Annotated in this window: 13 protein-coding genes; 9 read left to right on the top strand and 4 right to left on the bottom strand. The window is 59.9% G+C overall.

Annotation, left to right across the window (positions count from 1 at the left end; all coding sequences use genetic code 11):
• The first annotated feature begins 103 nt into the window (after positions 1-103).
• Genes I3J13_RS12675 through I3J13_RS12655 form a run of 5 tightly spaced genes read left to right on the top strand, consistent with a single transcriptional unit; the run spans position 104 to position 5,125 of the window.
• Positions 104-847 carry an amino acid ABC transporter permease gene (locus I3J13_RS12675; protein WP_003524557.1) on the top strand — a complete coding sequence of 248 codons (744 nt, stop codon included), beginning with the start codon at positions 104-106 and terminating at the stop codon, positions 845-847.
• Entirely contained in the window at positions 844-1,626 is a 783-nt protein-coding gene (locus I3J13_RS12670; RefSeq protein ID WP_059753232.1) for an amino acid ABC transporter permease, read from the top strand. The genes I3J13_RS12675 and I3J13_RS12670 overlap by 4 nt, the downstream gene beginning before the upstream one ends.
• Positions 1,627-1,638: 12 nt before the next feature.
• A complete protein-coding gene (locus I3J13_RS12665) occupies positions 1,639-2,439 on the top strand; it encodes an amino acid ABC transporter ATP-binding protein (RefSeq protein WP_196379015.1) in 801 nt (266 codons plus the stop codon).
• Positions 2,440-2,443: 4 nt separating this feature from the next.
• Positions 2,444-3,790, top strand: coding sequence for an MmgE/PrpD family protein (locus I3J13_RS12660; RefSeq protein WP_196379014.1), 1,347 nt, complete (start codon positions 2,444-2,446; stop codon positions 3,788-3,790).
• A gap of 18 nt (positions 3,791-3,808) precedes the next feature.
• Positions 3,809-5,125: an LLM class flavin-dependent oxidoreductase gene (locus tag I3J13_RS12655; RefSeq protein ID WP_020813290.1), complete on the top strand. Its 1,317-nt coding sequence runs from the start codon at positions 3,809-3,811 to the stop codon at positions 5,123-5,125.
• Positions 5,126-5,208: 83 nt separating this feature from the next.
• Here I3J13_RS12655 and I3J13_RS12650 read toward each other — a convergent pair whose 3' ends face one another.
• The gene (locus I3J13_RS12650; RefSeq protein ID WP_080854536.1) at positions 5,209-6,945 is read right to left on the bottom strand and encodes a methyl-accepting chemotaxis protein; all 1,737 of its coding nucleotides are present in this window, start codon (positions 6,943-6,945) and stop codon (positions 5,209-5,211) included.
• A 318-nt stretch (positions 6,946-7,263) separates the two neighbouring features.
• On the opposite strand from I3J13_RS12650, the gene I3J13_RS12645 reads away from it, so the two are divergent.
• Positions 7,264-8,517 (top strand): NAD(P)/FAD-dependent oxidoreductase, encoded by a 1,254-nt coding sequence (locus tag I3J13_RS12645; protein WP_142780472.1) that lies wholly within the window; start codon positions 7,264-7,266, stop codon positions 8,515-8,517.
• A 16-nt stretch (positions 8,518-8,533) separates the two neighbouring features.
• Here I3J13_RS12645 and I3J13_RS12640 read toward each other — a convergent pair whose 3' ends face one another.
• Positions 8,534-9,067 (bottom strand): hypothetical protein, encoded by a 534-nt coding sequence (locus I3J13_RS12640; protein WP_196379013.1) that lies wholly within the window; start codon positions 9,065-9,067, stop codon positions 8,534-8,536.
• A 69-nt stretch (positions 9,068-9,136) separates the two neighbouring features.
• Positions 9,137-9,361 (bottom strand): aa3-type cytochrome c oxidase subunit IV, encoded by a 225-nt coding sequence (locus I3J13_RS12635; protein WP_003524572.1) that lies wholly within the window; start codon positions 9,359-9,361, stop codon positions 9,137-9,139.
• A 415-nt stretch (positions 9,362-9,776) separates the two neighbouring features.
• Between I3J13_RS12635 and I3J13_RS12630 the strand changes: the two genes are divergently transcribed.
• Both I3J13_RS12630 and I3J13_RS12625 read left to right on the top strand, forming a co-directional pair.
• Positions 9,777-10,316, top strand: coding sequence for a TRAP transporter small permease subunit (locus I3J13_RS12630; protein ID WP_020813285.1), 540 nt, complete (start codon positions 9,777-9,779; stop codon positions 10,314-10,316).
• 32 nt (positions 10,317-10,348) lie between these two features.
• Complete coding sequence (locus I3J13_RS12625) at positions 10,349-11,818, top strand: TRAP transporter large permease (protein ID WP_003524574.1); 1,470 nt, start codon at positions 10,349-10,351, stop codon at positions 11,816-11,818.
• 384 nt (positions 11,819-12,202) lie between these two features.
• Here I3J13_RS12625 and I3J13_RS12620 read toward each other — a convergent pair whose 3' ends face one another.
• Complete coding sequence (locus tag I3J13_RS12620; RefSeq protein ID WP_003524575.1) at positions 12,203-13,300, bottom strand: TRAP transporter substrate-binding protein; 1,098 nt, start codon at positions 13,298-13,300, stop codon at positions 12,203-12,205.
• A 304-nt stretch (positions 13,301-13,604) separates the two neighbouring features.
• On the opposite strand from I3J13_RS12620, the gene I3J13_RS12615 reads away from it, so the two are divergent.
• Positions 13,605-14,360 (top strand): gamma-glutamyl-gamma-aminobutyrate hydrolase family protein, encoded by a 756-nt coding sequence (locus tag I3J13_RS12615; protein WP_196379012.1) that lies wholly within the window; start codon positions 13,605-13,607, stop codon positions 14,358-14,360.
• Positions 14,361-14,394: the final 34 nt, after the last annotated feature.

Raw genomic sequence — 14,394 nt, 5'->3', positions numbered from 1 at the left:
AACGGCCGGTTTCGCCCGCCGTTCTTTTCTGCTTTAAAGCAAGACAGGTCATTCTGGCGCCGCCTGCAGGGCGGCGCACCCGCGACAACAGCATGGATTTCCGATGCAGGATGGATTTACAGCGCGCTTCATAGAACTGGCCGCGCATCTCGGCCTCAACTATGATTTTCTGAACAGCGGTTACGAGGTTCAGATCTGGCTCGACGGCATGAAGATGACGCTGATCCTCGTCGCCGTCACTTTGCCGCTCAGCCTCGTCTTCGGCTTCATCTTCGCGGCCATGCTGACATCCGGCAAGGTGTGGCTCGCCGGCCCCGTGCGCGCCTATGTGGAACTGACACGCAACACGCCGACGCTGGTGCAGCTGATGTGCGGTTTCCTTGTGCTCAACATGCTGATTTCCAATGCGCTGGGCGGCGCGCAGAACAATCCGCTGACACCCTTTTTCTGGGTCGTCGCCATTACCGGCCTGCACATTGCCGCTTTCCACGCGGAGGCCTTGCGCGGCGGTATCGAAGCGGTACCGGCCACCACCATCGAGGCGGCGCGCGCGATCGGTTTCAGCTCCTTCGAGATTTTACGCTATGTGGAGTTTCCGCTGGCCATCCGCACGGCACTGCCCTCCATCATCAACAACCTCGTCAATCTGGTGAAGCTCACCACGGTCGGCTCGGCAATTGCGGTGGGTGAAATCACCTATGCCTCGATCCTGATCTGGACGCAGCGCGACAATGTGGTCGAGCTGATGATCGTCATCCTGATCTTCTTCAGCGTCATCAATTTTATCGTCGCAAGAGCCGGTCTCTGGCTTGAACGGCGTCTTGCGGTTCCGGGGTTCGGTCAATGAGTGCGGTGGTTTCTCCAACACAGGCGGTAAAGAAGCCGCCCTTCGGCACCATTCTGCTGCTCGGCGTGCTGATATCAGTCATTCTGTGGCTGATCCTCGATCCCTCGCTCGGCCAGGTGCTGCTGCAATGGCTGCCCTATCTGGCCAAGGGTTTTGCCATGAATGTGCTGATCAGCATCCTTGCGATTGCCATCGGCACCTTCATCGGCGTCCTGCTCGGCATCATGGAGCTTGCGCCCTACCGCCTCGTGCGGGCGCCGGCGCTGACCTATGTGCAGATATTCCGCAACGCCCCGCATCTGGTGCTGATCTTTGCCGCGACCTACATCTTCCCTTTCGAGATCGTCGCCTTCGGCAACTACATTCCCTTCCCGGACTGGATCAAGGCCGTCGTCGGTCTCGCCATTCCGGCCAGCGCCCATATCGCCGAAATCACCCGCGGCGCCATCCAGTCGATCCCGACAGCGCAATGGGAAGCGGCGCAGGGGCTGGGCTTTTCGCGCAACCAGACACTGCGCTGGATCATCCTGCCGCAGTGCGTGAAGCGCTCGCTGCCGCCATGGATGAACCTCTATGCGTCAATCACCATGGGCACAGCGCTCGCCTCGCTGGTGGGCGTGCATGAGCTTCTGCACGCCGCGACGGACGCCAGCACCGCCGTGCAGCGCAACGATTTCACCGTCGTGGTCTATCTCACCGTTCTGATGGCGTTCTTCCTGTTCTGCTATCCCGTCTCCCGTTTCACGCAGCGCCTCGAGCGGCGCTTCGCTTCCCGCTGATTGGAACAAGCCATGTCCGCACCCGCACCACAAACCGCCGCAAAAGCTCTGGTTGAACTGGAAGACATACACCTGTCCTTCGGCGACAATCAGGTCCTGAAGGGCATCGACCTTACGGTCAACAAGGGCGATGCCGTCTCCATCATCGGCCCTTCCGGCTCCGGCAAGTCGACCATCCTGCGCTGCATCAACGGCCTGCTCATTCCGCAATCGGGCAAGATCACCGTCGGCGGCACGCGGGTGGACCAGCTGAAGACCGAGGCGGAGCGCATTGCGCTGCGCAAGCGCATCGGCATCGTTTTCCAGCAGTTCAACCTCTTTCCGCATCTGACGGTGATGGAAAACATCACCATCGCGCCGATCAAGATTCTCGGCACGCCGAAGGCGGAAACCGAGCGCCATGCCCGCGAACTGCTGGAAAAGGTCCGTCTTTCCCAGAAGGTCGATGCCTATCCCGGCCAGCTTTCCGGCGGCCAGCAGCAGCGCGTGGCGATTGCCCGCGCGCTTGCCATGCGGCCGGAACTGGTGTTGTTCGATGAGGTCACTTCCGCACTCGACCCCGAAACCGTGGGCGAAGTGCTCGCCGTCATCCGCGATCTCGTCAATGACGGCATGACCAGCATTCTCGTCACGCATGAAATGCGTTTTGCGGAAGAAATCAGCGACAATATCGTCTTCACCGAAAACGGCCTGATCGTCGATCAGGGCACGCCGGAGCACATCTTCTACAAGTCGACCAATCCGCGCATCAACGCCTTCGTCAAGGGGCTCGGCGGACAGGTGGCACGGGTCAATGACGGCGAAGGGATTTGATGCCATGGCCGCCGACGAAAAACTCACCCTTCATCTCGCCGAAGCGATTGCCGCCTCCGATCCTTTACGCGACGACGAGGCAGTGGCCATCGCCCGCACGGCGCTGATCGATTTTTTCGCCTGCGTGCTGGGCGGCGCTGCCGACAGAAGCACGAAAATCCTGATCGACAGCTTCACACCCGGCACGTCAGGTACGGCGGGCATTATCGGCCACGATCTGCGCACGGATGCCTTTACCGCCGCCCTCATCAACGGCCACGCCGGGCATGTGCTTGATTATGACGATGTCCATGGCAGTGTGCGCGGCCACCCGACCGTTGCCATCATTCCCGCTTTGCTGGCTATCGCGGTCGAAGAGGGCTCCACGGCGGACGCCTTCATCGCCGCCTATATCGTCGGGCTGGAAACCATGGCGCGTCTCGGCCTCTCGCTCGGCACCAAGCATTACGAAAACGGCTTCCACGCCACCGCCACGCTCGGCCCCATCGGTGCCGCGGCGGCGATTGCCCATCTCCTGAAATTCGATCCGCAAACCACGGCCGTGGCGCTCGGCCTCGCTGCCACCCAATCGGCTGGGCTTCGTCTGCAATTCGGTTATGACGCCAAGCCGCTGCATGCCGGGCTCGCCACACGTGCCGGCCTTACCGCCGCGCGGCTGGCGCGATCGGGCTTTCAGGGCGCGCCGGATTTTCTGGAAAACCCCATCGGTTTTTATTCCGCCTACGCCTTCGGCGCCGAGCAGCCGAAACGTGTTCTCTCCGGCTGGGGCGCACCCTGGCAGATCGTCTCGCCCGGCCTCACCCTCAAGGCCTTTCCCTGCTGCACCGCCAGCCATCCCGTTGCCGTCGGCGCGCTGGCGCTGCGCAACAGCAATGATCTGACGCCGGATGAGATCGAAACTGTCACCATCACCTTCCCGCCGGGCGGCGATGCCGCCCTCGTCGGACCGGCCACGCCCACGACCGGCATCGATGCACGCTTCAGCGCCGAATATGTCTTTGCCGCAGCGCTAACTGATGGAGCGCTCGGCATCGGCCATTTCGATGAGCGCCCGACGCGCGCCGACCTGCTTGCCCTTTCCGCCAGAGTCTCGCGCCGGCATGACGAGACCGCCCGCCGCCTCTCGCCCGATCCGACCACCCGGTTCGTGGTCATCGACGTGACGAAGAAGGACGGCACGGTGCTGTCGCGCCGTGTCGATGGCCTCCCCGGCATCGATGACCCGACCGAAAAATTTGCCGACGCGACCGGCGGCAATGAGAAATTCGCCGGCATTCCGGCACTGGTGCGGTCCATGAAAACCGCAGCCGACCTCAAGAAGCTCGAAACGCTTCTGGTATCGCAAATATAACTCGACCGACATGAAGGCATGATCCCCATGACCACCACGACACGCAAAAGACAGATGCATCTCGGCCTTTTCCTGCAGGGCGCCGGGCACCACGTTTCCGGCTGGCGTCACCCCGATGCGGAGGCCGGCAGCGAGAATTTCGATCTGCTTACCCGTGTGACGAAAATGGCCGAAGCGGCGAAGTTCGACATGGTATTCTTGGCCGACGGCCTGACCAGCGGCGTCGACGCCCATCCCTCGATGATCGCCCGTTTCGAGCCGCTGACCCTGCTTGCCGCACTGGCCATGGTCACCGACAAGATCGGGCTGGCCGCCACCGCCTCCACCACCTATGGCGAGCCCTACCACACCGCCCGCGCCTTCGCTTCCATCGATCATCTGAGCCACGGCCGCGCGGCGTGGAACATCGTCACCACCTCCTATGCCCGCACGGCGGCCAATTTTTCCAAGGACCATCCCGAGCATGACGAACGTTATGCGGTGGCGGAAGAATATGTGAATGTCGTTCGCGGCCTGTGGGACAGCTGGGATGACGATGCCTTCGTCAAGGACAAGCAGGCGGGCCGTTATGTCGATCCGGAAAAGGTCCATATCCTCAACCACGAGGGCAAATATTTCACGGTCAAGGGACCGCTCAATATTCCGCGTTCGCCGCAGGGCCACCCGGTTCTCATCCAGGCCGGATCTTCCGGTCCGGGGCAGGATCTCGCCGCCCGCACCGCCGATATCGTCTTCACCGCCCAGCAGGCGATTTCCGAAGCGCAGGCCTTCTATACCAGCCTCAAGGCGCGCGTGGAGAAGTTCGGCCGCGATCCGGCCAGCGTCGCCGTGATGCCCGGCTTCATGCCGATCATCGGCAGAAGCTTCGAAGAGGCCGGCGAAAAGCTGAAGGAACTGAACCGCTGGACCGATATCAAGAGCGCCATGCCGCTGCTTGAAGAACGCATCGGCCACAGCCTCACTGATTACGATCTCGACGGCCCGCTGCCGGACCTGCCGATTTCCGACCAGCTGCGCAGCCGCGCCGAACTCCTGACCGAACTGGCGCGCCGCGAAAAGCTGACGATCCGGGAGCTTGCGCTGCGCGTCGCCGCCGGCCGCGGCCACCATATTGTCATGGGCACAGCCAAGGATGTGGCCGACCGCATGCAGGAATGGTTCGAAAACGGCGCGGCCGATGGCTTCAACGTCATGCCGCCCTTCTTCCCTGGCGGGCTGGAGGAATTCAACCGCGAGGTCGTTCCGCTGCTGCAGGAGCGCGGCCTGTTCCGCAAGGATTACGAAGGCTCGACGCTGCGCGACCACCTCGGTATCGAACGACCGGCGCTGCGGTGAAAAAGCCATGCGGATGCCCGTTCAAAGGCATCCGCATCCACCGAATCTCATTCTCAAGCTGAAGCGGGCCTGAGCCCGCTCCTTTACGCGGCCGCCCGTGCCGACGTCTGGTCGCGCCGGGCCGTATTCGGAGTATCCGAGCGGGTGGACGATCCGTCTTCCCGCTGAACCGTGCGGCGGTTCAGCTTGAACAGGCTAACAAGCTGCGCCAGCGCATCCGCACCCTGCGCCAGCGTCGTGCTGATCACCGTGGTACGGGCGCTCATCGCGGCGTTTTCCTGTGTCATCCGGTCCAGCCGGTTGACCGCCTTGTTGATCTCGCTGATGCCGACAGCCTGCTCGTCCGCCGCCTTGGCGATCATGTCGACATTGCCGTCAATGTGCCTGACCAGCGCGTCGATCTGCTTCAGCGCTTCGCCGGTTTCGCCCACCAGCCTGACGCCTTCCAGAACCTCGGTGCCGGAATTGTTGATCAGCGCCTTGATTTCCTTTGCGGCATTGGCGGAACGCTGCGCCAGCTCGCGCACTTCCTGCGCCACCACCGCAAAACCCTTGCCCGCTTCACCCGCACGTGCAGCTTCCACGCCGGCATTCAGCGCCAGCAGGTTCGTCTGGAAGGCGATTTCGTCGATCACACCGATGATCTGGCTGATTTCCCGCGAAGCCGTCTCGATACGCTGCATGGCATCGACGGTTCGCTCCACGACCTCGGTGGAGGCCACGGTGGATGTCCGCGCGCTCTGAACGAGCTTGCGTGTCTCTTTCATATTTTCTGTCGACGAACGGACCGTCGCGGTGATTTCTTCGAGTGCTGCCGAAGTTTCCTCAAGCGCCACCGCCTGCTCACGCGAACGTTCGGCGAGATTGACGGAGGCTTCGCTGACTTCCTGGCTGCTGCGGGTCAGGTCTCCGGTCTGCCCGAGAACGTTTTCCAGCGTCTTCTGGAATTCGGCGATGGATTTATTGAAATCGCAACGCAGCCGTTCGAACTCGCCGACGAAAGGTTTGTCCAGCGTAATACGGATATTGCATTGGGAAAGCCGCTCGAGCGCAGCACCAAGTTCCTCGACCGCATGCATCCGGTCCGTCACATCGAAAGCGAATTTCACTACCTTGAAGACGCGGCCCCGATCATCGATGATCGGATTATAGGAGGCCTGAATGAAGACGCGTTTGCCATCCTTGCCAAGGCGCATAAACTGCCCCGTCGAGAAATGGCCCTTTCCGAGTTCCTTCCAGAAATCCCGATAGTCCTGGGACTGGACATAGGCCGGCTCGCAGAACATCGAATGATGTTTGCCGACGATGTCTTCCGCCGTGTAACCGAGCGTCGAGAGGAAATTTTCGTTGGCGCTGAGGATTTTTCCGTCCGGCGTAAATTCGATCATGGCCTGCGCGCGGGAGAGCGCCGCCAGTTTCCCGTCATCCTCGGCGCTCTTGCGCTTGATCGAGGTGATGTCGGTTGCAATCTTGACCACCTTGTAGGGCTTACCGAAACGGAACACCGGATTGTAGGAAGCTTCGATCCAGATTTCGTCGCCATTCTTGGCCCGACGTCGATACTGACCCTGATCGTATTCGCCACGCGACAGCTTCGCCCAGAAGCTCTTGTATTCAGGCGAGGCCGCATCTTCGGGGGACAGGAACATGCTGTGGGTACGCCCAACGATTTCAGACTGCTGATAGCCGACGGCCTTGCAGAAATTATCGTTCGCTTTCAAAATCTTGCCGGTCAGATCGAACTCGATGATGGCCTGTGAGCGGCTCAGCGCATCAAGCACCGCAGAAGCATCCAGACCGAGTTTGGAAAAGTGAGACATCTTTTTGAACCCTCAAACAGTAATCCATATGCAGACCTGTTCCACCCTCGAAATATAGAGATGAAAAACGGTCGGCCCGCCTGAACGCGAAACTAGCCGGACACCGTTAAATAGCGATTAATAATGAACTATAACTATTGATCCGGAGCCTCAATCGACTGCCGGTATGCTTCATCGCGAATATATTCGCCTTGTCTATTTCGGACCGCTTATTTGCCACAGTGCTGATATTTCTGCGCCGGCAACACGATACGGCCTTTCATCGGGGCGGCATTCATTGTTATGCGGGGTTGAAAGATTTGTGTTGCAGGAGCGCCGATGACCAAAACCCTGAAATGCGATGTGCTGGTGATCGGCACCGGCATTATCGGTTCCATGGCGGCGCTTTATCTGCAGAATGCCGGACGCGAGGTGGTGCTGCTGGAGCGCGGCGAGGTTGCCCGGGGCGCGAGTTCCGGCAATGCCGGCATTCTGGCCTTCCCCGAAATCATCCCCATTCCCGCTCCCGGCATCATGAAAAAAGCGCCGCGCTGGCTGTTCGATCCGCTCGGCCCGCTCAGTGTGCCGCCGGCCTATGCGGCAAAGATCGCACCCTGGCTGTGGCGTTTCTGGCGCGCGAGCGCCGAGCGCAACTTTCGCCATGGGCTGAAATCACTCACCGACATAAACCGGCTGGCTGCCATGGAAATGGCCCATGTCGCCGCGATGCCGGAACTTTCGCATCTCGTTTCGAAAACCGGCACGCTCGATCTTTATGACAGCGAGGCAAGTCTCAATGCTGCCCGCAGGGACTGGGACGAAAAGGAAAGCGCCGGTTTCACCTTTCAGCGCGTCGGCCGCCCCGAAATCGAGGAACTGCAGCCGGGTCTCGCGCCCCAGTTCCGCCATGCCATGTTTTCGCCGGATGGCCTGCAGGTCTCCGACCCTTACGATTTCACCCGCGCCATTTTCGATCTGGTAATCGCCCGCGGCGCCAGCCTGCGCAAAGGCGAGGCCGAACGCATCGACGCCGTGGGCGAAAGTACGATCGTGACGCTGGAAAATGGCGACAAGATCGATGCCGACAAAGTGGTGATCGCCTGCGGCGCCTGGTCGAGAAAACTTGCCGCGACGCTTGGCAACATCGTGCCGCTGGAAACCGAACGTGGTTACAACACCACCCTTTCCCCCGAGGCTTTCAACCTGACGCGCCAGCTTTATTTCAACGACCATGGCTTCGTCGTCACTCCGCTATCGACGGGCATCCGCATTGGCGGCGCGGTCGAACTCGGCGGGCTGGAACTGAAGCCGAATTTCCGCCGTGCGGAAGCCATGCTGAAGAAAGCGGGACGCTTCCTGCCCGGCCTCAAACTGGAAGGCGGGAAACAATGGATGGGGTTCCGCCCGTCCATGCCGGACTGTCTTCCCGTCATCGGCACGGCACGCGCCACGCCCTCCGTCATCTATGCCTTCGGCCATGGCCATCTGGGGCTGACACAATCGGCAGCAACCGCCCGTCTGGTGACGCAACTGGCCAGCGGCGAGGAGACGGAAATCTCGGTCGATCCTTTCCGTCCGGGACGTTTTTCCTGAGTTCAGGAAGACGGGACTATTTCACCGGCTGCATGGAACCGTCGGGAAACACCACCTCGGCGAAGGACGGATAGACCTTGCGCAGGATCGTGACCTGCTGCTGGTCGCTTACCCGCAGCAAATACCAGTCGGCACCGTCCATCAGCGCCAGCGTGTGGGATTTCGCCTCGATCGTCTGGCCGCCGGTCTCCATCACCGTCCTGGTCGGAATAAGTGCATAGGGCGTTCCATCAGGCGTTTGCGCAAGGCTGATCGCCTGCGTATCCATGGTAAACTCGGTTATCTTGACCGCCGCGAGCGCCATCTGCATCTGCGCGGTCAAAGCGCCGCGCAATTGCTCCACGGTAATACCCGCTTCGCCTGCGATGAATTCAAAGATTTTCGGCGGCACCGTCTTGCCGACGACATCGAAATCCTGTGCGCTCAAAGCCGTCTGAAATCGCTCTATCTGCGTGCGAAGACTATCCTGCTCGGCAGGTGAGAGATCGCGTGACAAAGCGGGATGCGCAATCGCCACCAGCAGAAACAGACAATAGAACAGACGCTTCATGGCTTGGCCTTTCCGGTTATCCGGCATCGCCCGGTCCCCGCAACGGGAACCGCTCATGAACGGGATCGTTCAGCGCAGCAAAAAGAAACCCGCAGCCGACAGCACGACGAAGACGACCAGACCGCCAAGGAAGCCGGCGGTGGTGAAGAAACCCGCGACCATGGCCAGCATCAGCACGCACAGCATCATGGTGCCGTACTTCGTCAAGGCCAGAAAACCGTTATAGGTCTTTTCGTGCTCGGCGTAGTTCATCTCGGCGCCGACTTCGACAGGACCCGTGTGGTGTTCGCTCATTCCGCTTCCCCTTGTGCTCCATCCGTCATGCCCGTTGTGCGGGGAAATCTGCCCGCGAACGATCACGGGCCCATGCCGGATTCTCCGTAGCCAGAGGTAACATGAAGTCGCCGAAAAGCGCAATGCGTTCTCAATGAAAGAGCGGCAGCGGCATGCATCGTTGCCGCTCAACCGGGCAAAACATGTCATAGGGCAACATTCTTTCGCAAACGGTTGAAAAGGACGGTCCACCAAGCTGTTTCATGGTGGTTTTGGTTGCTTTTCGAACCGCCTGACCATACACGGGATTCTGTGGGGAGGAACTCTGGAACCTGTGGCAGCGGAAGCACGTGGAGGCGTGGCCGCAGCAGGGGCGCCCGGCTTTGCTCTCCGCCATAAACCCGCAAAGGGCCCGAAAAGGGAAGAGGGGAAAGTTATGAAATCGCTTTTAAAACTAAGTGCGCTGATAGACCTTGCAAGCGAAGCTCTGGGCAAGGTTGCCGGTTATCTCGTGCTCATCTGCTGCCTTGTCAGCGCCGGCAACGCCATGGTCCGTTACGCCCTGAACTACAGTTCAAACGGCTGGCTGGAAATCCAGTGGTACATGTTCGCTTTCATCGTGCTGATCGGCGCATCCTACACGCTGCGCATGAATGAACATGTGCGAGTGGACATCATTTATGGCGCGATTTCACCGCGCAGCCGCATCTGGGTGGACATTATCGGCATCGTGCTGTTCCTGCTTCCCGGCTGCTTTTACCTCGCCTGGCTTTCCTGGCCCATGTTCACGCTATCCTGGCATCAGAGCGAAATGTCCTCCAATGCCGGCGGCCTCATCCGCTGGCCGGTGAAATTCATCATCTTCGCCGGTTTCGCCCTTTTGGTTCTTCAGGGTTTTTCCGAACTCATCAAGCGCATAGGCGCCCTCAACGGGCTTTATGCGCTCGATACGAAGTACGAAAAACCCCTGCAATGATCGCACCGATCTGAACCTTCAGGATATTTCCCATGTTCGAATATGGTATTCTTCCGCCACTGATGTTCCTCGGCATGATCATCTTCATGCTTTACGGATTTCCGGTTGCTTTCTCGCTCGCCACCGTCGGTCTCGTTTTCGGCGTCATCGGCATCTTCACGGAGCATTTTTCGCCGGCCTTTCTTCAGGCCCTGCCGCTGCGCATCTTCGGCATCGTCTCGAACGACCTTCTGCTGGCCATCCCCTTCTTCACCTTCATGGGCGCGATCCTCGAGCGATGCGGGCTTGCGGAAGATCTGCTTGAAGGGACGGGCAAGCTGTTCGGCGCCATTCCCGGCGGCCTCGCTTATGCCGTCATCATCGTCGGCGCGATCCTTGGCGCGATTACTGGCACGGTTGCCGCCTCGGTCATCACCATGGGCGTCATCTCGCTGCCGATCATGCTGAAATATGGTTACAACCCTCGGCTTGCCACCGGCGTCATCGCCGCATCGGGAACGATCACGCAGGTCATCCCGCCTTCGCTGGTGCTGATTGTGCTTGCCGACCAGCTCGGCAAATCCGTTGGCGACATGTATCTGGGCGCCATCGGCCCTTCGATCCTGCAGGTCGCCATCTTCATGCTCTTCATCCTGTTCATGTCGGTCGTGCGGCCGAAGGACCTGCCGGCGCTGCCGCCGGAAGCGCGGGGAGAACTCAACCGGGCGCTGGTGTTCCGCGTGCTGGCAGGCATGATCCCCTCCATCGTGCTGATCTTCCTCGTGCTCGGCACCATCTTCCTCGGCCTCGCAACGCCCACCGAAGCCGGTGCGCTCGGGGTCGTTGGCGCCATGGCGCTGGCCGCCGCGCACCGCCGCCTCACCTGGGACCTCATCAAGCAAGGCATGCATTCCACCATGCATATCACCTCGATGGTGGTGTTCATTCTGGTCGGCGCCACCTGCTTCTCCCTCGTCTTTCAGGGCATGGACGGTTCGCTCTGGATCGAGCATATGCTGTCGGGCATTCCGGGCGGCCCCATCGGCTTCCTGATCTTCGTCAACATCTTCATCTTCTTCCTCGCCTTCTTCCTCGATTTCTTCGAAATCGCCTTCATCGTCATTCCGATGCTGGCGCCGATCGCCCAGTCGCTCGGCATCGATCTGATCTGGTTCGGCGTTCTGATCTGCATCAACATGCAGACGAGCTTCATGCATCCGCCCTTCGGATTTGCGTTGTTCTACCTGCGCTCCATCGCGCCACGCACGGTCAAGACATCGGACATCTACATGGGCGCCATCCCATGGCTCGGCATGCAGCTCATCCTCGTCGCCATCGTGATCTTCTGGCCGGAATCCGTCACCTACTGGTTGGACAAGGCGCCCGAGGTCGATCTGAATTCCATCAAGATCGAAGTTCCCGCCTTCGGCAATCAGGGTGGCAACACCATGCCCAATTTCGGCCAGCCGGGTGGATTGCCGGGCATGCCGAATCTTGGCGAGCCACCGAAGATCGGGCCCTGATCGGCGTCTTGTAAGGACTGGGCGAAACGCTTATGATTGCGGAGTGGAAGACAGGGTTGCGCCCCTGCCTTCCGTTTATTCTCTTTAGAAATTGAACCGGACAGTCACTGACCAGCCTGTCCGGTTTTTCCTAATGACGAATGCAATGCTCAGCGTTTTCCACATCGCATCACCTCCACAGTTGAGAGCAAGGCCTTTGCCGAGGTCGGCGTGGCCAATCCTCGCCGACACTCCGGCTGGCCCCGGAGCCTGCTGCTTTTGCCCACAACGGAATTGATCGTAAATCATCCTTTGTTGTCGGATGCGTGAAGGCATGCACGCACAACAAAAACCCCGGAGACCGAAATCCCCAGGGCCTTTGCTCGGTCCGCCGTCACCGAATAATCAGAGCTTGCCGTTACGCTGCTGGATCATCATGAAAGTATCGAAAGTGTATTCCGCAAGCTGCATCCACAGATAACCTTCGCGCTTGAAGGCGACCTGATCTTCGTAGATCTTCTTGAAGTCCGGATTGGAGGCCGAAATATTGGCATAGACTTCCAGCGCGGCCTTGTAGCAGGCCTCGAGGATTTCCTGGCTGAACGGCCTGAGCACCGCACCTTCAGAGACGAGCTGCTTGATGGCGATCGGGTTTTTCGCGTCGTATTTCGCCATCATGCTGGTGTTGGCGAAGGCGCAGGCGTCCTGCAGCGCCGTCTGGTAGTTTTTCGGCAGGCTGTTCCACTTCTCCAGATTGACGAAGGAGTGGATGACCGGGCCACCTTCCCAGAAGGCGGGATAATAGTAATATTTCGCCACCTTCTGGAAACCGAGCTTGTGGTCGTCATAAGGGCCGACCCATTCCGCCGCGTCGATGGTGCCTTTTTCCAGCGCCGGATAGATGTCGCCGCCGGCGATCTGCTGCGGCACTACGCCGAGCTTTTCCACCACCTTGCCGGCCAGACCGGCGATGCGCATCTTCACACCCTTGAAATCGTCAACGGTGTTGATTTCCTTGCGGAACCAGCCGCCCATCTGCGCACCGGTATTGCCCGAAATCATGCCGTAGAGATTGTGCTTGGCGTAAAACTCGTTGAGCAGCTTGTTGCCGTTGCCTTCATAGAACCATGAATTGGTCAGGCGGGCATTGAGGCCGAAAGGTATTGCCGTGCCGATGGCGAAGGTCGGGTCCTTGCCGACGTAATAATAGGAGCAGGTGTGGCACATTTCCACCGTGCCGGATGATACGGCATCGGCTGCCTGCAGGCCGGGCACGATTTCGCCGGCGGCAAAGGGCTGGATGGTGAAATTGCCGTCGGTTGCGGCGGCGACATGCTTGGCAATATCTTCCGCGCCGCCATAGATCGTGTCGAGCGATTTCGGAAACGACGACGTCAGGCGCCAGTTGATCTTGGTATTTTGCTGTGCAATGGCGGGCGCGGCCAGCGCTGCCGTGGCAGCTCCCGCAAGCGCACCTTTTTTCATAAAGGAACGGCGATCCATCTATATCCTCCCAGATATGAACGCTGCCCGCAGCTTTGAATTCCCCTCGTTGCTGTTCAGGCATCGCAGCAAAGTAAGCACGGTTACGGCCCGGCTGACAAGCACCCGCACCAAGAATTAATCGCGGAAAAACCGGCCTTTCGGGGAATTTTCGGAAACTCTGCTTCGTATTTTATTTTCAACTGAAATATCCCGGCATCGCCTTATACTTTAGGCGCATAAAGGATCGTCATAACGCAAAACGCGTGCTTGACTTGGCCAGCCGGCAGTCGCACAAATTTCGAAGATTCGTCCCGGAGCCACCATGCCAAAACCCATTATCGCCGTCCCCGCCGACATCCGGCATTTCACCGGAGCCGACTGGCACGCCGCGCAGAACCAATATGTTTCCGCCGCGCTGAAAGTGGCTGGCGTCATGTCCTTCATCGTCCCCGCCTTCGAAGACGGGAACGAGGTCGACGCCATTCTCGACCGGGTGGACGGCCTGCTCGTGTCCGGCTCCGCCACCAATGTGCATCCTGCCCTTTACGGAAAAGAAGCGCAGGAAAGTGACGGCCCGTTCGATCAGGCCCGCGACGCCACCAGCCTGCCGCTCATCCGCCGCGCCATCGAACGCGGCATCCCGATGCTGGCCATCTGCCGCGGCATTCAGGAGCTGAACGTCGCGCTGGGCGGCACGCTTGCGTCCGAAATTCAAGAGCAGCCCGGCATATGGGACCACCGCAAGCCGGAACATGACGACCGCGACGTGGCCTTCGCCATCCGCCAGCCGGTGCATGTGCGCGAAGGTTCCTGCATTGCACAGCATCTCGGCATGTCGGGTGAAATCCAGATCAATTCGCTGCATCGGCAGGCGATTGCTGAAACTGCGCCACGCCTGCAGGTGGAGGCGACGGCGGCAGACGGCACCATCGAGGCCGTTTCAGTCATCGACGCCAAGGGATTTGCCGTCGGCGTGCAATGGCACCCGGAATATTGGGCTGAAACCGACGCGCCGTCGCGCGCTTTGTTCGAGGCCTTCGGCAAGGCCGTCTACGGCTATCGGAACAGCAAGGCATGAGCCTTAGCCGATCCCCCTCGGCTCACGGGAACAC

It is taken from the genome of Agrobacterium leguminum, assembly GCF_015704895.1.
Lineage (GTDB): Bacteria > Pseudomonadota > Alphaproteobacteria > Rhizobiales > Rhizobiaceae > Agrobacterium > Agrobacterium leguminum.
Note: the sequence above shows the minus strand (reverse complement) of the source record. Positions and strands in the feature narration are given on the sequence as shown.

Excerpts from the sequence above, each read along its gene's own strand:
- I3J13_RS12675 (WP_003524557.1), top strand. The coding sequence starts at position 104 with ATGCAGGATGGATTTACAGCGCGCTTCATAGAACTGGCCGCGCATCTC.
- I3J13_RS12670 (WP_059753232.1), top strand. The coding sequence starts at position 844 with ATGAGTGCGGTGGTTTCTCCAACACAGGCGGTAAAGAAGCCGCCCTTC.
- I3J13_RS12665 (WP_196379015.1), top strand. The coding sequence starts at position 1,639 with ATGTCCGCACCCGCACCACAAACCGCCGCAAAAGCTCTGGTTGAACTG.
- I3J13_RS12660 (WP_196379014.1), top strand. The coding sequence starts at position 2,444 with ATGGCCGCCGACGAAAAACTCACCCTTCATCTCGCCGAAGCGATTGCC.
- I3J13_RS12655 (WP_020813290.1), top strand. The coding sequence starts at position 3,809 with ATGATCCCCATGACCACCACGACACGCAAAAGACAGATGCATCTCGGC.
- I3J13_RS12650 (WP_080854536.1), bottom strand. The coding sequence starts at position 6,945 with ATGTCTCACTTTTCCAAACTCGGTCTGGATGCTTCTGCGGTGCTTGAT.
- I3J13_RS12645 (WP_142780472.1), top strand. The coding sequence starts at position 7,264 with ATGACCAAAACCCTGAAATGCGATGTGCTGGTGATCGGCACCGGCATT.
- I3J13_RS12640 (WP_196379013.1), bottom strand. The coding sequence starts at position 9,067 with ATGAAGCGTCTGTTCTATTGTCTGTTTCTGCTGGTGGCGATTGCGCAT.
- I3J13_RS12635 (WP_003524572.1), bottom strand. The coding sequence starts at position 9,361 with ATGAGCGAACACCACACGGGTCCTGTCGAAGTCGGCGCCGAGATGAAC.
- I3J13_RS12630 (WP_020813285.1), top strand. The coding sequence starts at position 9,777 with ATGAAATCGCTTTTAAAACTAAGTGCGCTGATAGACCTTGCAAGCGAA.
- I3J13_RS12625 (WP_003524574.1), top strand. The coding sequence starts at position 10,349 with ATGTTCGAATATGGTATTCTTCCGCCACTGATGTTCCTCGGCATGATC.
- I3J13_RS12620 (WP_003524575.1), bottom strand. The coding sequence starts at position 13,300 with ATGGATCGCCGTTCCTTTATGAAAAAAGGTGCGCTTGCGGGAGCTGCC.
- I3J13_RS12615 (WP_196379012.1), top strand. The coding sequence starts at position 13,605 with ATGCCAAAACCCATTATCGCCGTCCCCGCCGACATCCGGCATTTCACC.